Genomic DNA, 21,341 nt, shown 5'->3' on the forward strand with positions numbered 1-21,341 from the left:
AGCAATAGTGCAAGCGCAGCGGATAGTTCAGCATCAGCAGCATCTAATAGCGCATCTGCAGCGGACAGTTCAGCTTCAGCGGCATCTAACAGTGCAAGCTCAGCGGACTCTTCTGCATCAGCAGCGTCTAACAGCGCATCTTCAGCAGCATCTTCTGCCTCAATAGCAGAAAGCACGGCAAGACGTATTGAAGACGCAGGAATTGTTGATAGCAAAGGTCGTACGGCAATTGCAGCAGATAATACTAGTGATAGAAATAGTGCATCAGCGAAAGGTAAAGATGCGACAGCTATGGGGTATGGTTCAAATGCAAGTGGCGAAAATGCAACAGCTATTGGTAATAATGCGGAAGCATCAGGTAAAAACTCAACAGCATTAGGTCAAGATGCTAAAGCAACAGCAGAAAATGCAGTGGCGATTGGTCAGGGATCTGAGGCTCATGAGAAAGATACTGTATCTGTAGGACGCCAAAATCATGAACGTCGTATTACTAATGTTGCGAATCCTGTTCATGCGACTGATGCGGCAAATAAACAATATGTTGATAGTGCCGTGAGTTCGGTTCGTAATGATGTGAATTCAGTACGTAGTGATCTGAGAAAAACGGATAAGAAACTTCGTGGTGGTATTGCCGGTGCAACAGCTATTGCCAATATTCCACAAGTGACGCGTCCTGGTGCATCAATGGTTGGTGCTGGTGTTGGCAATTATAAAGGTCAAAGCGCAGTTGCCGTAGGTTATTCGAGAATGAGTGATAATAATAAGATTATCTTCAAAGTAACCGGTGGAGCAACAACTCAAGGTGATTATAATATTGGAGCCGGTATCGGTTACCAATGGTAATGAATTGATGCATTAAGTTGAAATGACTCAGGAAATTCCTGAGTCATTTTTATATGGCTTCAAGTATGATAAATAAAATACCTTAAAGTTTAACCGCTCTTTTTAGAGGATTTATATAACAAGGATATAACGTGAAAAAATATAAGATTGGGATTACTTTTAATTTAGAAGCGCAAGTTGCAGATATCTGGGCAAATGGCGCAAATCAAAATGTGATTCATCTTTATACACTATTTAAACATTCTGATATTGTGCAAGATGTTGTATTGGTTTCCTGGGGGCCTGAGAAGCGAACAACACCACCGAAAGGTTTTATGCTAGATAACCTTAACTTAAAATTTGCCTATATTGACGATGTGATTGATGAGTTGGATGTTCTTATTGAGGGATCATTAACCGTTGAACCGCCTCAAGTAACACGTATGCATGAACATGGTGGGAAAGTAGTCTGTTATAAAATGGGTAACGATTTTGTGATGGATATGGAATATTTTCTTTTTGATAAGAAAGCCGGTCGTGTATTTAATGGTACGATGTTTGATAAGGTATGGATGATTCCTCAGCATGAAAATACCTGTCGTTCTTATCTTTCAATTATGTATGACTGCGATTCTTATGTTGTACCAGCTATTTGGTCTCCAATATTTTGTGATCAAGTAATTGAACGATTAAAAAAAGATCATAATCTGGAGTTTGGTTATAAGCCAAATTTTGTTGAAAAAGGTAAGCGCATTGCTTCGTTTGAAGCTAATATGAATATTGTAAAAACGAGCTTTATTCCGATTTTAATTTGTGAACAGGCATACCGAACTGATCCAAGTAAAATTAAGCATTTTTATGCTTGTAATACTTATCATAAAAAAGATAACCCGACATTTTTTAACTTTATCGGTAGAACACAAATTGTAGGAAAAGGAATAATGACTGTTGAAGGTCGTTATCAGATGCCAGATTTTTTAACAAGATATGTTGATGTAGTACTCAGTCACCAATGGGAAAATGGATTAAATTATGCCTATAATGATGCATTGTACGGGGGATATCCATTCATTCACAATTCTAAATTATTACCGAAAGGTGTTGGCTATTACTATGATGAATTTGATGCTTTTAATGGCGCAAAAGTGCTATTAGATGTGATCGAGAATCATGATAAAAATCATGTTCAATATGTAAAACGCGCAAATGAGTATTTGGATTCTTTATTGCCCACTAACCCAGTTAATATATACCTATACGAGAAAGAATTAAAAAGATTATTTGAATAATAAGGTTTGTTATGTTTAAAGGCTATGTAATTAACTTAACCCGAAGTAAAGAAAGACTCTATAGATTTAATCAACATCCAGATGCAAAATTTTTTACGAGGCTAGAAGCAATCGATAAAAATGATTTTGAGCATATTTCGAATGTGGAAAATTTATTGTTTGATCAAACATTTGTTCAATCTCATTATCATAGAGCATCAGTGAGTTTAGGAGAAATCTGTTGTACCCTTTCACATATTAAAGCTTGGAAAATGATCGCTGAAGATCAATCACTTAATGATGACGATTTTGCTGTAGTCGCTGAAGATGACATTATCTTGGCACCTCGTTTTTCTTATTCCGTTCGTCAATTAATTGATAATATGAGAAAGAGTGAGTCGAATATTGTTCTTTTACATAAAATTGGCGGGCGAATTCCTTTTTGGAAAAGTGCAATTTCAACAGGTGATGAAGAAATTAAGCCAGTTGTGTTTTTAAATCATAATGAATATGACAATGACGGGGCATCACTTTATTTAATACGTAGATCATTTGCTAAAAAGATGACGGAAAAATGCCAAAGGATCAAACCATTTTGGTTGGCAGATATTTTTACCGCATTTTGTGAGAGTAATCATATTACGGTTGCAAATCCTTTATTAGGGTCGATTACAGAATGGAGCGATTCTTATATTTGGGATAGAGATTTACCTAATAAAAAGAAAAAGATTTTGTTTGTTCATCAATCATTGATCATTGGTGGAGCAGAAACGATTCTGTTAAATTACTTAAAGATACTGGCATTAAATCCCAATTATGAGGTTGAACTACTTCTTTTAAATGAAGCACCTATATCAAGAATTAATTCGCTAATTCCAGATTCCGTGAAAGTTTCCTTTATTCTAACGGAAGTAGAGTCTGAGTTTAATATTTTTTTATATTGGAAATTACAAGATCAATTAACAGAAAAAGAGAGACATTATTTCTCTAGTTGGCAAAACGGAATAAAGATAAGAACAAATAATGCGATCTTAGATTTTTTAACCCAAAATCATTTTGACATTATTGTGAATTTTAATCAGCATTTAGATGATTTTCTTTCTCAATACGATGTATCAAGTAAAATTATTCGTTGGGTACATATTAAAGATGATCTTGATCGATATCGAGAGAATGCCACACAGTATTATCCTATTTTGGCTAAACATTGTGCCGCAATTACAATTTCTCATGATATGGATCATTTGGCCAAAATTTCTTTTGCTAAAATGAATTTAGCATTACCAACTCAGATGATTTATAACCCTGTAGATAATTTTAGAATTTGTCGCTTGGCCGAGGAAATCAATCCAGAGGATAAAGCCTTATTTGCACAACCTTTTATTCTTTCGGTAGCAAGGTTATTCGAATATAAAAATCATTTACAGATGTTGGATATTTATGCTGAGTTAAAAAAACGTGGCTGTAAAGAAAAACTTTATATTATCGGTAAAGGGCATGAACATATCGAAGCACAATTAGTAGACAAAATTCATCACTTAGGTTTACAAGATGATTGCTTGTTATTAGGAAGCCGTGATAATCCTTTTCCGTTTATGAAGCATGCGAAGTTATTTATGCATACTTCTCGTTTAGAAGGGCTTCCGACAGTATTTATTGAAAGTATGATATGTGGTACACCAATCATTGCTTTTGATTGCCCAACAGGTCCGAGAGAAATATTAAATGATGGTAAATTTGGTATGTTAATACCATTAGGTGATGAGAAAGCGTTTATTGAACAAGCTTATCAATTTTTAACGAATGATATCATCAGTACCGCTTATCGAAAGAAATTAATTGAGGCGGTCAAGCCATTTATGTTTGAGTCGGTATCTAAACAATTTTTTGCATTTCTTAAAACAATTGAGTAGCACTGTCCTTATTGTTGCTATGGGTGATTAGTCGATTATCCCCACTTTTGAAAGCGGGGATAAAATCAATATTTAAGTAGAATTACATTTTAGGAATGTTAATGCCTGATGAAAGCACGTCTTGAATATCCGATTTTAAAACATCTGCTTTTGGCCCATAAATCGCTTGGATACCAGAGCCTTTCACGATAAAGCCCATTGCGCCCGCTTGTTTCCAGCTTGCTTTATCACCCACTAAGTCTGGGTTATGTACGGTAATACGTAAACGTGTCATACAAGCATCAACATCTGCGATGTTATTACGTCCACCAAGTAAGTTGATGATTTGAATAACTTGCGCGCTAGCATTTGCCACTTTTGGCTCATCGCTAGAAGCTTCATCTGAACCTTTTGCATCATAGTTACCATTACGGCCTGCTGTGGCAAGATTAAATTTCTTAATCATAAAGTTCGCGATAAAGAACATAGCAACGGCAAATAGGATAGATACCCAAATAAAGTTGATTACATCCATACCAATGCCGGCTTTAATCGCCATTGGTGTACGGGTTAAGAACTCAATGTTACCGAAGGAATGCACACGTAAGTCCACGATATCTGCCATGGCAAAAGCAGAACCTTGTACTAACGCATAAACAATATAAAGTGGTAATGCGACAAACATAAACATGTATTCGATTGGCTCTGTTACCCCTGTTAAGAACACCGCAAGTGCTGATGAAAGGAAAATACCTTTATAGAGTTTTTTCTTATCTTCATCTACGTTGATATACATCGCAAGTGTCAAACCCATTAAGATACCGCTTGAACCAATCATTTGCCCTACTTTGAATCGAGCGGGTGTCACGGTTGAAAGTAGCTCGTTATATTGGGTTACATTACCCGCATCTTTAAGGTTAATTAAGTCAGAAATCCATGCAAGCCATAGCGGGTCTTGACCAAATACTTGTTTACCTTGTTGTACACCTGTTAAGAATTCATAAGTACCCCCTAATGACGTATAATTCATTGGGATAGTCAACATGTGGTGTAAACCAAACGGAAGTAATAGACGCTCTAAGGTACCATAAATAAATGGTGCTAAGATTGGCGCTGAGTTTTGTGAATTAGCAATCCATTGACCGAAATGGTTAATTCCGGTTTGGACTAAAGGCCAGAATAGCGATAAGACGATAGCGACTAATACAGAACGATAAATAACAACGAAAGGAACAAAACGTTTACCATTAAAGAAGGTGAGTACTTCAGGTAACTTACGGAAATTGTAGTAACTATTGAAGGTTGTTGCCCCCACAAAACCCGCAATAATACCGACGAAAACCCCCATATTCAATGCAGGTTGCCCTAGAATATTCACAAAGTAATGTGCAACTGGGATTTCGCCTGCAAATACGGTATTTACGTGTGCATTTGGATCCGCTAGCATTTCAAGTTTCACACCGAAAAAGTTACCAGTGATTAAGTTAATTAAAATGAAAGCAAGACCCGCTGCAAATGCGCCACCTGCACGCTCATTTGCCCAGCTACCACCAATCGCTAAAGCAAATAATAAATGAAGGTTACCGATAATCCCCCAACCAATTTGAGCGATAATGTTTCCGACACGTACTAGCCATTCTGTGTCACTAATCAAAGGCAGTGAGTTGCCAATACTCACCATTAAACCTGCTGCTGGCATAACGGCAATCACCACCATTAGGCATTTACCGAATTTTTGCCAAAACTCAAAACTGAGCATTTTTTTCATATCTATTCTCCTACAAGATGAGAGCTACTTCTACGCCAAAATGGTCGGAAACAATCGGTTTATTTTTTCCATTAAAAATAACCTGACTGGATAAAACCCTTTTTGCTTGGTTTAAAAAAAAATAATCTAATCGCTTTTCTTGACTATGGCCTTTCCAGCCATCAATCGCTTTCTCTACAGTGATGCCGCTATCCTTTTGCTCTGCCATTTCAAACGTATCAAATAAACCTAAGGATTTAATTTGTTGATAAGCTTGCTGATCGCTTATTGCATCGGTATTAAAATCGCCCATCAAGATTTTAAGATTCGCACTTTGACTCCGTTCTACAATATAACGAACATTATCGAGTTGGTTTTCCCCATCGCAATTTGGCAAATTGATATGGCAAGAATAACATTCAATTAACTGACCTTGATATTCCACCGTCAAACCAATGATTTTACGCGAGAGAATCGAGTCAATACGTTGATGTTGGCTACAATAAAATGCATCAACATCATAGACAGGCAAACGGGTTAAAAACGCAATGCCTTCATCATATTTATCGTAACCAATATGCGAATTGCTCCAAAAAAACGAATATTTTTGTGCAACGCGTTGATTGATTTTATTCAACAGAATGACACCATAGTTATCTTGCTTTAATGTCGGCGAAATAGCAGGAGCCGACATCAATTGATTAACCTCTTGTAAGGCGATAATGTCATAGCCCTTTTCCACAATCGTCTCAGCAAGAATCTCTATTTTTTCCGCTTGGTTAGCTTCTAACCAAGCGTGTACATTCAGGGTAAGTAGTTTCATTGCTTTCCCCCTTAGCCCTCACAATGCCAGATGTCTGCATTATATTGAGCGATAGTGCGATCTGATGAGAAGAAGCCCGCTTTTGCGATATTGTGAACCACTTTCTCATTCCAGCTATCTTGATCTTCATAATCAGCTAAGATTTGTTCTTTCGCTTCGACATAAGCATTAAAGTCAATTAACGTCATAAACCAGTCTTTATTCAATAATTCGTTATAAAGACGTTCTAAACGTGTTTTGTTCCCTAATTTCACCACGGCAGGATTTAGAATAAAATCGACCGCTCTTTTAATCTCTTTGTCGTTTTCATAATACGCTTTTGAAACATAACCCGCTGTTTCATAAAGTTTAATAATGCTTTCTGAATCTTTACCGAAAGTATAGATATTTTCAGTGCCTGCTAATTCTGCAATTTCAACATTAGCACCATCCATTGTGCCTAGTGTTAACGCGCCATTCAGCATAAACTTCATATTCCCTGTGCCAGAAGCTTCTTTAGAGGCAAGTGAAATTTGTTCTGAAATATCGGTTGCAGGAATCAGCTTTTCCGCCACGCTCACATTATAGTTTTCCACTAAATGCACGTTTAAATACTTGTTCACTTCAGGATCATTATTGATTAACTCAGATAAACAAAGAATTAAGTGAATAATATCCTGAGCAATAATATAAGCAGGTGCAGCTTTTCCACCGAAAATCACGGTAATTTTACGTTTTGGTAATTTACCTGCTTTAATTTCTAAGTATTTATGAATCACGTAAAGTGCATTCATTTGTTGGCGTTTATATTCATGGAAACGCTTAATTTGCGTATCAATGATTGAATTTTCATCTAAATCAATACCTTTATTTTCTTTAAGGTAGGTTTTTAATGCCAATTTGTTTTCAAACTTAATTTTCGCTAATTGTTGGTGAACCTTTTTATCATCTTTAAAGGCTAACAATTTTTCTAATTTCGTTGCATCATGCAAATACTCATCACCAATCAATTCTTTAATATAAGCCGCTAATGGTTGGTTAGAAAACTCTAACCAACGGCGGAATGTAATACCGTTTGTCTTATTATTGAATTTTTCAGGATATAACGCATAGAACGCTTTAAGCTCTGAATTTTTCAAAATCTCCGTATGTAATGCCGCCACACCATTCACAGAATTTGAAAAGTGGATGTCCATGTGCGCCATATGCACACGTTTTTGTTTATCAATAATTTGTACGGCTGGATCTTGATATTCCGCACGCACTAATTCATCTAATTTTTTAATGATCACCACTAAATGTGGCACCACTTCATCGAGATAATCGAGTGGCCATTTCTCTAGCGCTTCAGCCAAAATCGTATGGTTGGTATAGCCCACCATATTACGTACAATTTCAACCGCTTCTGCAAATTTAATCTGATGTTTTTCCATTAATAAGCGAATTAATTCAGGAATCACCATTGAAGGGTGTGTATCATTGATCTGTACATAGGCATAATCGGCTAGATCATGTAAATTACTGCCACGAGCAATCGCTTCATCAATTAATAACTGTGCCGCATTTGATACCATAAAGTATTGTTGATAAATACGCAGTAATTCCCCATTTTTATCTGAATCATCTGGATAAAGGAATAAAGTCAGATTTTCTTCAATCGCAGTTTTATCAAACTCAATCCCTTTTTTAATCAATTTTGAATTTACTGATTGAATATCAAATAAATTGAGATAGTTTTTCGTCTCTTTCTTATAACCTAAAATATCAATGCGATCTAATTTAGAGGTTAACGTAAATTTCTTAAATGGTACTTCATAGCTAATATCTGTTGGAATTAACCAAGAGTTATCCTCAATCCAATCATTAGGCTCGGCATGTTGTTCATTCTTTTTAAAGACTTGTTTAAATAAGCCATAATGATAATTTAAACCGACCCCTTCCGCATTTAATCCAAGCGTAGACATGGAATCAATAAAACAAGAAGCCAAACGCCCTAAACCACCATTTCCTAAAGACGGTTCTGGCTCAATATCTTCAATATGACTTAATGATTTACCCGCACTTGCTAATTCCGTTTTGATGTCTTGATACACACCAAGGTTAATCAGGTTATTAGAAAGTAATTTACCAATTAAGAATTCTGCAGAAATATAATAAACCTTACGTTTACCTGTGTTTTTCGGTTTATCTGCTGAGAGTGTTTTTACGTAATTTAATAATTGAATATAAGTTTCTTTATCGCTTAATTGTTCAAGCGATTTATTGGTTTCGTTTTTTACAAATGTACTAAATTTCATCATTATGTTTTTCCTGATTCACACGTTGATATAACGTGGTCATTTTTGCTAAAAAGTCTTTTTTATCTTGTGTTAAATCTGATTGTTGCATTCTCCATTGCCAGTTTCCACCAATTGTTGAAGGAACATTCATTCTTGAGCTCGCAGGCAAGTCTAAAACATCTTGCATTGTGGCAATCGCCGTATTGCTCACCGTCGCAAAAAGCTGACGAATCATTGCTTGGCAAATGGATTCATCCTCACGGCGGTGGGTATAATCATTAATATATTGCTGCTGTTGTTCAGTCAGGCTGTTATACCAACCATTAGTCACATCATTATCATGTGTGCCGGTATAAACAATGGAATGTGGAATGCAATAGTGCGGGCTATCTAAGCTTTTTCCGCTAACATCTTCAAAGCCAAATTGTAGGATCTTCATACCTGGGTAATGACAATCTGCAAGCAGTTTTCTGGCTTTATCATCAATATTACCTAAATCTTCGGCAATAATCGGTAAATCGCCTAGTTGCTCTTTAACGGCTTTAAATAAGTCATAACCAGGGCCTGGCTGCCAGCTACCATCTTTAGCAACCTCTGCTTTTCCGTCCACTTGCCAATAATCAGAGAAACCTTTGAAATGGTCGATACGCAGTACATCATAAATCTTGAAGCTTTCTTCAATACGGTGAATCCACCAAGTGTAGCCTTGTTTTTTATGCACTTCCCAATCGTAAAGCGGGTTACCCCAAAGCTGCCCAGTTGCACTGAACTGATCAGCTGGAACCCCGGCAACAAAAAGCGGATTGCGTTCTTTATCTAATTGGAAAAGTTCTGGTTTGGTCCAAACTTCTACGCTATCTGCTGCCACATAAATTGGCATATCACCGATAATCTGAATACCTTTTTGATTCGCATAATGTTTTAATTCGCCCCATTGTTTAAAGAAGAAATATTGCGTCACTTTGAAGTACTGAATTTGATCCGATAACATCGTGCGATATTTTTCTAGCGTGTTTGGATCACGCGCCACGACTTTTTTATCATCCCATTTTTGCAACGCTTGGTTACCAAAATGTTCTTTAATAGCCATAAACTCAGCAAAATCGTCTAACCACAAGCGGTTGTTTTTTTCAAAATTTTGGAAATCCGCTTGGAATGATTGATTCGCTAAAAAATTTTTCACGGCGATTTCTAAAATTGGACGGCGCGCATAGAAGATGCGTTCATAATCCACGTTAGTTGGATCATCACCAAAATTGACTGATGTATAATTAGCTTTCTTCAACAAGCCCATTTGAGTTAATAAGTCAAAATCAATAAGGTGAGTATTGCCTGCAATCGCAGAAAAAGATTGATAAGGAGAATCTCCATAACTGGTGGTGGTAAGTGGAAGAATTTGCCAATAAGTTTGTTTAGTTTCAACTAAAAAATCGACAAAGTCATAAGCAGATTGCCCAAAACTACCAATCCCAAATGCATTTGGTAGAGAAGTAATGTGCATAAGAACACCACTTGAACGAGTCAGCATAATATATCCTCTAGGAAGTCATGATTTTGGCTCATTCTAACCTAAACATATTTTAACGCAATAACTTTTACGTAAAAGTTTAAATCATTTTCGTAAAAGAGTGATATTTGTCACATTTTATACGTATAACATTTTGGGTTTTATGATATGCTATAGCTATACCTATGGAACGAATGGTAGATAAAAGGATTAAAAATGAGCAAGTACAAGAAGGTTTATAACGATATAAAAAGCCAAATTAACCATGGTAATTTTACACCGTTACAAGAGCTTCCTAGTGAAAATGAACTCATGCAGAGTTATGGTTTTTCTAAAGACACCATTCGAAAAGCGCTTTCTTTACTTGAAATTGATGGCTATATTCAAAAGCAACAAGGCCGAAATTCAATTGTTTTAGAGCATGACTTATCTAAGCCACAAATGCTTTCTGAAATTAAAACCGTTAGCGAATTAAACAGTGCCTCTACACACCAAGTAAAAACCACATTAACCAGCTTGTATATTGTGCAAGGTGAAGAAGAATTGATGGATATTTTTAACGTCAACGATCAGATCGATTTCTACCGCATTGCTCGTCTCCGTGAAATTGATGGTGAAGCGGTTGAGCATGAAGTGTCTTATTTTGATCGCCGTATCGTGCCGTTTATTAGCCGAGAAATCGCAGAACACTCTATTTATCACTATCTAGAAAACGAATTAAAATTAAAAATTAGCCACTCACAACGAAAAATTGTCTTTCGTTATGCAAATGAAGAAGAAAAAAATGCGATAAATCTTGATGAGTATGACATGGTCGTAAATGTGACGAGCACGACTTATTTGGCTGATGGTCGACCGTTTCAATATGGGAGTATTAGCTACCGACCAGATAAAATTGCGTTTATCTCAACCGCAAAACGACATGCATAATGTGTTTAGCTAGTTAGTGTTAAATACATTGAACTAGTGAAAAAAAACCGCTCCTTAATCAGCTGAAGCTTAGTTCAACCTTTGGGGAGCAGATAAGTATTCTGTTTTTGCTGAGAGATTATTTAATCTCCGCTAAAACTTTTGTGAGTAATTCCCAGTATGTTTGTACGGTTGAAATTTGGACTTTTTCATCTGGCGAATGCGCATTACGAATAGTAGGCCCCACAGAAATCATATCAATGTTCGGATAATGTTCTTTTAATAAGCCACATTCAAGACCCGCATGAATTACTTTAATCTCAGGCTCTTTGCCAAGCACTTCTGCATAATGTTTTTTCATTAAGGCTAAAATTGCCGTGTCGTTTACCGGTTTCCAACCCGGGTAAGAACCTGAGAATTCGACCGTTGCACCCGTGAGTTTGGCGAGTGAAGTTAAGGTTTCTTTTACATATTCTTTACCGCTTTCAATCAATGAGCGAATAAGAATCGTGCCTTTGATTTTATCTTCAAGGGTTTTTAATACACCAATGCTCAACGAGCTCTCCACGACATTTTTGATGACATCACTGTTGCGGATTACGCCATTTGGTAAGATGTTCAGCAAATTAATCACTTTTTGGGTGGTTTCAAGCGTGAAGGTTTGTTGTGGATTTTCAACTTGCTCAACGGTTAAGGTTAAGTTTGGTTCAGCGATAGCAAGCTCTTCTTTCAATAAAACGTCAAAATTCTTGACCGCGCTTTTTACGCTTTCTACATCATGATTGAAGCAAATGGTTGCGGCCGCTTCACGTGGAATCGCATTACGAATTGAACCGCCGCGAATTTCTGCAAGGGCAAAGTGCGGTTGATTTTGTGAAAGTTTTGCTAATAAGCGTGCCAATACTTTAATTGCATTCGCACGAGTGGTGTGAATATCACAACCAGAGTGACCACCACGTAAACCTTTTAAGTTAATTTGCAAAGTATGATTGAATGAATTGGTTTCACGGTGAACAGGTAGCTCAATATTAGCATTTACCCCACCAGCACAACCAATATAGATTTCACCGATTTCTTCGGTATCGGTATTAATTAAGATTTCTGATTTTAACCAGTTACGGCGAAGGTGTACGGCACCATCCATGCCGGTTTCTTCAGTCATGGTGAGTAACACCTCAAGTGGTGGATGTGCAATATCGGTACTTTCTAATACCGCTAAAGTGGACGCTAAACCGATGCCGTTATCTGCGCCAAGTGTGGTGCCTTGTGCTTTTACCCAATCCCCATCAATATAAGGACGAATTGGGTCTTGAACGAAGTTATGTGGATTGCCTTCATTCGCTTGCGGAACCATATCTAAATGTGCTTGTAACACAACAGGTTGGCTGTTTTCCATACCTGCTGTGGCAGGTTTACGAATTAATACATTACCGGCTTCATCACGCTCGGCAAAAAATTGTTTTTCTTTCGCCCAGTTGACAATAAAGGTCGCGAGCGCATCTTCGTGATGAGAAGGATGCGGAATTGCACAAATTTGATCAAACCATTTCCAAAGTAATTGCGGTTGTAATGTGGTAATTGCTGACATAATGAACTCCTTTTTTCATTAAAATTTTTGCGGAAATCATAGCATAAAACGCCATTTCAGGTTATCATTCGCCACAATTTTTTATTTAGCGACAAAGTTTAAGGTATTTGTTATGAGCGAAAAATATGTTGTGACTTGGGATATGTTCCAAATGCATGCCCGCAAATTAGCGGAGCGTTTACTTCCTGCTACGCAATGGAAGGGAATTATAGCCGTAAGTCGTGGTGGCTTATTTCCTGCAGCGGTACTCGCTCGAGAATTAAATATTCGTTTTGTAGAGACGGTTTGTATTGCCAGTTACGATCATGATCAGCAAGGCGCATTAAAAGTATTACACCGCGCAGATGGTGATGGCGAGGGAATGATTGTGGTAGACGATTTAGTGGATACCGGCAATACCGCTCGTGCAATTCGTGAAATGTATCCAAAAGCGAAATTTGTCACGGTATTCGCAAAACCTGCAGGTGCTGAGTTAGTGGATGATTACGTGATTGATATTCCACAAAATACTTGGATTGAACAACCTTGGGATTTAGGTTTAACTTTCGTGCCACCATTGGCAAGAAAATAATTACAAATATGAATTGGAAATGCGGGGTTTAGCCTCGCATTTTGTTTTATTGAGCCAATTGCAAAACCCCGTTAGAATTAACCGCACTTTTACTTAACAAGGAATTTGAATGTCAGCCAAACCGCGTTTTGTGCATCTTCGTACGCACACTGATTTTTCTATGATTGATGGAATCGCGAAAGTGAAACCATTAGTCAAGGCGTGTGCAGCAGATAACATGGTCGCATTGGCATTAACAGATTTTACCAATTTTTGTGGTGTGGTGCGTTTTTACGGCGAAACGCTTTCATCAGGAATTAAGCCAATTATTGGTGCTGATGTACATGTTAAAAGTGAGTTATGTGGTGAGGAATTATTCACGCTCACTTTACTTGCTAAGAACAATAAAGGTTATAAAAACATCACATTACTGCTTTCAAAAGCCTATCAACGTGGCTATGTGGATCTACCTTATATTGACCAGGAGTGGTTGATTGCACACCGTGAAGGTGTGATTGTTTTATCCGGTGGCACACAGGGTGATGTGGGTAAAAAACTGCTAAAAGAAAATCTCTCCGAAATTGAAAGTGCGGTCAGTTTTTATCAAGAATTTTTTCCTGACCATTTTTACCTTTCGCTTTCTCGAACAGGTCGTCCAGATGAGGAACGTTATATTCAAGCCGCATTAAAACTGGCTAAGGCGCGTGATTTACCGCTTGTCGCGACCAATGATGTTATCTTCCTTAGACCTGATGATTTTGAGGCGCACGAAATTCGTGTCGCTATTCATGATGGCTACACCCTAGACGACCCGAAACGTCCAAAACGTTATACCGAACAACAATATTTCCGCTCAGAAGAAGAAATGTGCCAATTATTTGCGGATATTCCTTCTGCGCTTGAAAATACGATATTAATTGCGCAACGCTGTAATGTCACTTTGCGTTTGGGTGAGTATTTCCTTCCAAAATTCCCAACAGGCGATCTGAGTACGGAAGATTATTTGGTGATGAAATCCAAAGAAGGTTTGGAAGAGCGTTTAGCGTTTTTATTCCCCGATGAAAAAGTGCGGGCAGAAAGACGACCCGAATATGATGAGCGTCTTCAAGTCGAACTCGAAGTGATAAACCAAATGGGCTTCCCGGGTTACTTCTTAATCGTCATGGAGTTTATTCAGTGGTCAAAGGATAATGATATTCCTGTTGGACCTGGACGTGGTTCTGGTGCGGGTTCATTGGTCGCTTATGCACTAAAAATTACTGATTTGGACCCCCTTGAATTCGATCTTCTTTTTGAACGGTTCCTCAACCCAGAACGTGTTTCCATGCCCGATTTCGACGTGGATTTCTGTATGGATGGACGCGATCGCGTTATCGATCATGTCGCAGAAACCTATGGACGTGGTGCGGTATCACAAATTATCACTTTTGGTACTATGGCGGCGAAAGCGGTAATTCGAGATGTAGGTCGCGTGTTAGGCCATCCTTATGGCTTTGTGGATCGTATTTCGAAAATGATTCCACCGGATCCAGGCATGACCTTAGCCAAGGCTTTTGAGGCTGAACCACAGTTACAAGTGGCATATGATTCAGATGAAGAAGTTAAAGCCCTAATTGATATGGCGCGTAAGCTAGAAGGTGTCACGCGAAATGCGGGTAAACACGCAGGTGGCGTGGTGATTTCGCCTTCTTTGATTACAGACTTTGCACCACTTTATTGTGACAACGAGGGGCTTCATCCGGTTACTCACTTTGATAAAAATGATGTGGAATATGCCGGTTTAGTGAAGTTTGACTTCTTAGGTTTGCGCACACTCACCATTATCAAATGGGCACTCGATATGATCAATGCCCGCCTTGCTCGTGAAGGTAAACCGCTAGTCGATATTGCCGCTATTCCATTAGATGATCCCGATTCTTTTGATTTATTGAAACGGTCTGAAACGACTGCAGTATTCCAGTTGGAATCGCGTGGGATGAAAGATTTGATTAAACGTCTGCAGCCAGACTGTTTTGAAGATATTATCGCGTTGGTGGCGTTATTCCGACCAGGTCCATTGCAATCGGGCATGGTGGATAACTTTATTGACCGTAAACATGGTCGAGAAGAAGTGTCTTATCCTGACGCAAACTATCAACATGAAAGCCTTAAACCGATTTTAGAACCCACTTACGGTATTATTTTATACCAAGAACAAGTGATGCAGATTGCTCAGGTGCTAGCGGGCTATACTCTTGGTGGTGCGGACTTATTACGTCGTGCGATGGGTAAGAAAAAACCGGAAGAAATGGCGAAACAGCGCTCCGTGTTTAAAGAAGGTGCGGAAAAAAATGGCGTTGATGGTGAGCTTTCCATGAAGATTTTTGACTTAGTGGAAAAATTTGCGGGCTATGGTTTCAATAAATCGCACTCTGCCGCTTACGCATTGGTATCTTACCAAACCCTCTGGCTGAAAACCCATTTCCCTGCTGAGTTTATGGCAGCAGTAATGACTTCGGAAATGGATAATACGGATAAAATTGTTGGCTTATACGATGAATGTTTACGTATGGGCTTAAAAGTCACTGCACCGGATATCAACGTAGGAAAATATCATTTCAGCGTGAATGAAAATGGTGAGATTGTTTACGGTATCGGCGCCATTAAAGGGGTTGGGGAAGGTCCGATTGATGCATTGATTACCGCACGTAATGAAGGTGGGATTTTCAGAGACTTATTTGATTTATGTGCTCGCGTTGATTTGAAGAAAATTAACCGTCGGACCTTTGAAAGTCTGATTATGTCGGGCGCATTTGATAAGCTAGGACCTCATCGTGCGGCGTTATCTAAGAACCTAGAAGATGCGCTTAAAGCCTCTGATCAGCATGCAAAAGATGAAGCCATGGGGCAAGCCGATATGTTCGGTGTGCTGACAGAAACACACGAAGAAGTGGAAAATGCTTATGCCCACACGCCACCTTACACAGAAAAACAAATTTTAGATGGTGAACGTGAAACTCTAGGTTTGTATTTAAGTAGCCATCCGGTGAGTCGTTATTTGAAAGAGCTTTCTCATTACAGCTCTACACGATTAAAAGATCTGACACCGAATCGCCGTGGACAAATTAGCACAGCAGCTGGTTTGTTAGTATCAACTCGCTTTGCAACAACGAAAAAAGGCAATCGCATCGGTATCGCAACCATTGATGACCGTTCAGGGCGTTTAGACCTAACTCTGTTTGGCGAAAGCTTAGAGCAATTCGGTGAAAAACTGCAAAAAGATACAGTTGTGGTGGTATCTGGCCAGGTCAGTTTTGACGATTTTTCAGGCGGATTAAAAATGTCAGTACGGGATCTAATGACCTTAGATGAGGCGCGTTCCCGTTATGCGAAATCTTTGGCGGTAAGCTTGTCCGAGGAGCAGATTAGCTCAAGTTTTATTAAAAAGCTGAAAGAAATGTTAGCGCCTGTTAGTGGCGGAACTTTACTAATTAACGTATATTATCAAAGTACCAAAGGTCGCGCCTTACTGCGTTTAGGAATTCAATGGTCAATTATGCCAACTGATGAGATTTTGACAGAATTAGTGAATTTGTTGGGTGAGAATGCGGTAGAATTAGAGTTTAGTTAGTATTCTATTAAAAGTGTGGTTAAAAAATGTGTATTTTTCTGACTGCACTTTTATGACATTTTAGCGTGTAAAAAAAGTGAGGGATAAAATGGAAAAAATCATTATTGATGCAGATAGATTTTTACGCACCATTTCTCGGATTTCCCATGAAATTATTGAAAAGCACCAGGATTTCAATAATGTGATTTTGGTTGGGATTAAACGTCGAGGAGCAGAAATTGCTGAACTAATTCAACGTCGTATTGAGGAATTAAAAGGCGTAGTTTTGCCAATGATGGAATTGGATATTACGTTTTATCGCGATGATTTAGAATATGTCGAACCTGAAAATCCAACTCCAGTGTATAGTGGTGCATCAAGTTATATGAATATTCAGGGTAAAGAAGTCATTTTAATTGATGATGTGTTATTTACTGGGAGAACGATTCGTGCAGCAATGGATGCATTAACGGATTTTGGGCGAGCGTCTAAAATTGAATTGGTGATTTTAGTCGATCGTGGGCACCGTGAATTACCGATTCGGGCAGATTATGTGGGTAAAAATGTGCCGACTTCTCGAGATGAGCAAGTTCAAGTTCGTACATTAAAGCTTGATGGTTGTTATGGTGTAGCACTATTGGCTAAATAGCGGTTAGCCTATTGTGAACCTTTAATAAAATTGATAATCTAAGAAACGTTATCCTATTATTTTTAAAGACAACTAAAATGGAAAAATCAATGTTAAAATCTTTCTTATTTGCGATGATCGGCTTACTGGCTTTCTCACAAGTACAAGCAGAAGAACGCGTTGTGGCGACAGTAAATGGTATACCCATTTTACAAAGTCAAGTAAACGCAGTAATGGGTAAAAAAGGTAGTCAACGAGCAGCATTAGATAAGATTATTGATGATATACTGACAGATAAGGCTATCAAAGAATCGGGAGTAAAAGTCAACCAAGCGGAAGTAAATCGCATTGTGGAAGATATTGCCGAAAGAAATGGTTTAACTTATGGTCAATTCTTAGATGCATTAGATTATCAAGGTATTTCTCTAAATGCATTTAAACAACAAATCTCTCGTCAAATGTTAATGGCGGGTGTGCGTAATCATGCCATTCAAAATAGTGTTGATGTCACCCGTGAACAAGTGGATGCACTAGGTAAGCAAATGCTCGATGAGGCAAAGGCAAAAGGTAATGCAAAGAAAGTAACGGGTAAAGAGTATAAAGTTCGTCATATTTTATTAAAATTAAACCCATTACTGAATGATGCGCAAGCAAAAGCAGAATTAGAGCGTATTCGCCGTGATATCATTTCCGGCAAAATGACATTTGCTGATGCGGCATTAAAATACTCTAAAGATTATTTATCTGGTGCGAATGGCGGCAGTTTGGGCTATGCTTTCCCTGAAGCTTATGTAGGTCCATTTGCAAAAGCAGTTGAAACTACACGACAGGGTAGTATTTCAGCACCATTTAAATCTGAATTTGGGTGGCATATTTTAGAAGTAGTGGGCAGTCGTGATGGCGATAAAACAGAAGATGCGTATCGCCAAAAAGCTTATGAACAGATTGTGAATAGTCAATTACAAGAAGCGACCAAAGACTGGGTGAAGGCATTACGTAAAAATGCTGATATTCAATATTTCGATAAATAACAGAAACCGTTAGAATAAGGGGGGCATTTTGCCCCTTTTGTCGTTTTTATAAAATGAGTGACGCATGAAAAAAATTTTTGTCTTTTTATTGATTCTTCTGCTTATTCTTGGCGGTGTTGGTTTTTGGGGTTATCAAAAACTAACGGAGTTTGTTCATACGCCGGTGAATGTCACACAAGATCAATTGCTTACAATTGACCGAGGCACTACGGGTAGTAAACTTGCTGCGTTATTAGAGCAGGAAAAAATTCTTGAGCATGCCGATTTATTACCTTGGTTATTGAAATTACAACCGCAACTCAACAAAGTAAAAGCGGGGACTTATTCTTTAACAGACGTGAAAACGTTGCAGGATTTATTGGATATGATTAATTCTGGCAAGGAAGCGCAATTTAGTGTGAAGTTTATTGAAGGTAAAACGTTCAAGGAATGGCGTAAAAACTTTGAAAATGCACCGCACTTAAAACAAACCTTGCAAGGTAAAAGTGATAAAGAAATTATGGCTCTATTGGATATTCCAGCCGTTACAAAAGCCGTTTACGAATGGAATAACATAGAGGGGTGGTTGTATCCAGATACCTATAATTACACCCCAAATTCGACTGATCTTGAATTATTAAAACGTTCAACTACTCGTCTACAAAAAGCCTTGGATAAAGCATGGAGTGAACGCGATGAAAATCTTCCGTTAGCGGATCCATATCAGATGCTGATTTTGGCTTCTATTGTAGAGAAAGAAACGGGGATTGCGGCGGAGCGTCCACAAGTGGCTTCCGTATTTATTAATCGTTTGAAAGCCAATATGAAACTACAAACTGATCCAACCGTGATTTATGGAATGGGTGAGAGTTACAACGGAAATATTCGTAAGAAAGATTTGGAAACGATAACTCCTTACAATACTTATATGATTGAGGGGCTACCACCAACGCCAATTGCGATGGTGAGTGAGAGCGCTTTGCAGGCTGTTGCGCATCCCGCTAAAACGGACTTTTATTATTTTGTTGCCGATGGAAGTGGTGGCCATAAATTTACTCGTAATCTGAATGAGCATAATAAAGCAGTACAAGAATATTTACGTTGGTATCGTAACCAACAAAAAGGAGTCCACTAATGCAAGGCAAATTTATCGTGATTGAAGGGTTGGAAGGCGCAGGTAAAAGTACTGCCATGCAAACGGTGGTGGATACATTAAAATCCCTTGGTGTAAGCGATATTGTGTTTACTCGGGAACCAGGTGGTACCCCTTTAGCAGAAAAATTGCGCCATTTAATTAAACATGAAACAGAAGAACCTGTTACGGATAAAGCAGAATTATTGATGCTTTATGCGGCACGAATTCAATTGGTAGAAAATGTGATTAAGCCGGCATTGGCAGAAGGCAAAATTGTGGTAGGTGACCGTCACGATATGTCTTCACAGGCTTATCAAGGCGGTGGACGTCAGTTTGACCAAACGCTGATGGCGAATTTAAAAAATATGGTATTAGGCGATTTTGAGCCTGATTTTGTACTGTATTTAGACATTGATCCAGCTGAAGGTTTAGCTCGTGCAAGAGGACGTGGAGAATTAGACCGCATTGAACAACAAGGACTGGATTTCTTCCATCGTACTCGCCAACGTTATTTGGAATTGGTGCAGAACAACCCGAAAGCCGCCATTATTAATGCGGGTCAGCCTTTGGCACAAGTACAAGCAGACATTCAAAGTGCGGTCAAAAATTGGTGGGTTTCACAAACAAAATGAGCGAACTTTATCCTTGGTTAGTGCCTACTTATCACAAAATCAGCCAAACTTTTAGCGAAGGTTTGGGGCATCATGCACTATTGATTAAAGCTGATCAAGGTCTCGGTGCTGAAGGTTTGTTTGAGGCTTTAACAAAACGCATTATGTGTCAAACGCCAGGTAATGCACCTTGTGGCCATTGCCATGCTTGCCATTTAATAGCAGCGCACAGTCACCCTGATTTTCATGTTTTAGCCTCTCAAGAAGGCAAAGACATTGGGGTTGATCAGGTACGGGCGATTAATGAGATTGTCAGCCAACATGCGCAACAAAACGGCAATAAATTAGTATATATTCAAGAGGCAGAACGTCTTACGGAAGCGGCAGCGAATGCATTGCTTAAAACCTTAGAAGAGCCACGTCCGAACACGTATTTCTTGTTGCAAACAGAGCCTTCCTCTTCATTATTAGCAACTATTTACAGCCGTTGCCAAGTGTGGAATGTGAGTTTGCCAACGGAAGCGGAAGCCTTAACTTGGCTTTCTTCTCAATTTCAGGCAGAAACATCAGAATTATTAACCGCACTTGCGATGAATTTGGGGCGTCCACTGTTAGCATTAGACACACTTCAGCAAGGACTAATTGAACAACGGAAGAATTTCCTACGTCAATTTTGGCTGTTTTATCGTCGTCGTTCGCCTTTGGAAATTTTGCCTTTCTTTGAAAAAGAACGCACTTTACAGCAAGTGGATTGGATTTTAGCGTTTTTAAGCGATGCCATTAAATACAAACTCGAAATACAAAGTGGCTGGCAAACACTCGATCTTAAAACAGGTGTAACGCAATTTGCAGATGAGCAAACGATCCTTGAATTATTAACTGCAAATAAAATTATGCACAAAGTAAGATCGGATTTACTCACTATTAATGGCGTTAATATTGAATTAATGTTATTGGATGGTTTAACAAAATTAATTACTGACGTATTTAAGGACTAAATAAAT

Annotated in this window: 16 protein-coding genes; 11 read left to right on the forward strand and 5 right to left on the reverse strand. The window is 38.4% G+C overall.

What is annotated here, in order from left to right; genetic code table 11:
• The 3 genes from ACXVWB_RS06760 to ACXVWB_RS06770 form a co-directional block, all read left to right on the forward strand.
• On the forward strand, nt 1–843 hold an 843-nt coding region (locus tag ACXVWB_RS06760; RefSeq protein WP_458485248.1), incomplete at its 5' end, for a YadA family autotransporter adhesin.
• Nucleotides 844–974: 131 nt separating this feature from the next.
• Complete coding sequence (locus ACXVWB_RS06765) at nt 975–2,111, forward strand: DUF2827 family protein (protein ID WP_049356931.1); 1,137 nt, start codon at nt 975–977, stop codon at nt 2,109–2,111.
• 11 nt (nt 2,112–2,122) lie between these two features.
• Nucleotides 2,123–4,003 carry a glycosyltransferase gene (locus ACXVWB_RS06770; RefSeq protein WP_289902394.1) on the forward strand — a complete coding sequence of 627 codons (1,881 nt, stop codon included), beginning with the start codon at nt 2,123–2,125 and terminating at the stop codon, nt 4,001–4,003.
• Between the two features lie 82 nt (nt 4,004–4,085).
• Here ACXVWB_RS06770 and ACXVWB_RS06775 read toward each other — a convergent pair whose 3' ends face one another.
• The 4 genes from ACXVWB_RS06775 to malQ are packed head-to-tail and all read right to left on the reverse strand — an operon-like array spanning nt 4,086 to nt 10,338.
• A complete protein-coding gene (locus ACXVWB_RS06775) occupies nt 4,086–5,750 on the reverse strand; it encodes a PTS transporter subunit IIBC (protein ID WP_289902395.1) in 1,665 nt (554 codons plus the stop codon).
• A gap of 10 nt (nt 5,751–5,760) precedes the next feature.
• Entirely contained in the window at nt 5,761–6,552 is a 792-nt protein-coding gene (locus ACXVWB_RS06780) for an endonuclease/exonuclease/phosphatase family protein (protein WP_289902396.1), read from the reverse strand.
• 11 nt (nt 6,553–6,563) lie between these two features.
• Nucleotides 6,564–8,831: a glycogen/starch/alpha-glucan family phosphorylase gene (gene glgP / locus ACXVWB_RS06785; RefSeq protein WP_289902397.1), complete on the reverse strand. Its 2,268-nt coding sequence runs from the start codon at nt 8,829–8,831 to the stop codon at nt 6,564–6,566.
• Nucleotides 8,818–10,338, reverse strand: a complete 1,521-nt coding sequence (gene malQ, locus ACXVWB_RS06790) for a 4-alpha-glucanotransferase (RefSeq protein ID WP_289902398.1) — start codon at nt 10,336–10,338, stop codon at nt 8,818–8,820. Before malQ ends, glgP begins: the two co-directional genes overlap by 14 nt.
• Nucleotides 10,339–10,533: 195 nt before the next feature.
• On the opposite strand from malQ, the gene ACXVWB_RS06795 reads away from it, so the two are divergent.
• Nucleotides 10,534–11,247: a UTRA domain-containing protein gene (locus ACXVWB_RS06795; RefSeq protein ID WP_128787886.1), complete on the forward strand. Its 714-nt coding sequence runs from the start codon at nt 10,534–10,536 to the stop codon at nt 11,245–11,247.
• A gap of 118 nt (nt 11,248–11,365) precedes the next feature.
• On the opposite strand, the gene ACXVWB_RS06800 is transcribed toward ACXVWB_RS06795, so the two are convergent.
• On the reverse strand, nt 11,366–12,814 hold the full coding sequence (locus ACXVWB_RS06800; RefSeq protein ID WP_289902399.1) for an aminoacyl-histidine dipeptidase: 1,449 nt from the start codon (nt 12,812–12,814) through the stop codon (nt 11,366–11,368).
• A 112-nt stretch (nt 12,815–12,926) separates the two neighbouring features.
• On the opposite strand from ACXVWB_RS06800, the gene gpt reads away from it, so the two are divergent.
• The 7 genes from gpt (at nt 12,927) to ACXVWB_RS06835 (ending at nt 21,335) form a co-directional block, all read left to right on the forward strand.
• Entirely contained in the window at nt 12,927–13,385 is a 459-nt protein-coding gene (gene gpt, locus ACXVWB_RS06805) for a xanthine phosphoribosyltransferase (RefSeq protein WP_128787884.1), read from the forward strand.
• Nucleotides 13,386–13,494: 109 nt separating this feature from the next.
• The gene (gene dnaE / locus ACXVWB_RS06810; protein ID WP_289902400.1) at nt 13,495–16,974 is read left to right on the forward strand and encodes a DNA polymerase III subunit alpha; all 3,480 of its coding nucleotides are present in this window, start codon (nt 13,495–13,497) and stop codon (nt 16,972–16,974) included.
• 88 nt (nt 16,975–17,062) lie between these two features.
• Complete coding sequence (pyrR, locus tag ACXVWB_RS06815) at nt 17,063–17,602, forward strand: bifunctional pyr operon transcriptional regulator/uracil phosphoribosyltransferase PyrR (protein WP_289902401.1); 540 nt, start codon at nt 17,063–17,065, stop codon at nt 17,600–17,602.
• A 77-nt stretch (nt 17,603–17,679) separates the two neighbouring features.
• On the forward strand, nt 17,680–18,612 hold the full coding sequence (locus tag ACXVWB_RS06820; RefSeq protein WP_128787881.1) for a peptidylprolyl isomerase: 933 nt from the start codon (nt 17,680–17,682) through the stop codon (nt 18,610–18,612).
• A 64-nt stretch (nt 18,613–18,676) separates the two neighbouring features.
• Complete coding sequence (gene mltG / locus ACXVWB_RS06825; protein WP_128787880.1) at nt 18,677–19,726, forward strand: endolytic transglycosylase MltG; 1,050 nt, start codon at nt 18,677–18,679, stop codon at nt 19,724–19,726.
• Nucleotides 19,726–20,358, forward strand: a complete 633-nt coding sequence (tmk, locus tag ACXVWB_RS06830; RefSeq protein ID WP_128787879.1) for a dTMP kinase — start codon at nt 19,726–19,728, stop codon at nt 20,356–20,358. Before mltG ends, tmk begins: the two co-directional genes overlap by 1 nt.
• The gene (locus tag ACXVWB_RS06835; RefSeq protein WP_128787878.1) at nt 20,355–21,335 is read left to right on the forward strand and encodes a DNA polymerase III subunit delta'; all 981 of its coding nucleotides are present in this window, start codon (nt 20,355–20,357) and stop codon (nt 21,333–21,335) included. Before tmk ends, ACXVWB_RS06835 begins: the two co-directional genes overlap by 4 nt.
• Nucleotides 21,336–21,341: the final 6 nt, after the last annotated feature.

This window comes from Haemophilus sp. SZY H53 (genome assembly GCF_054332375.1).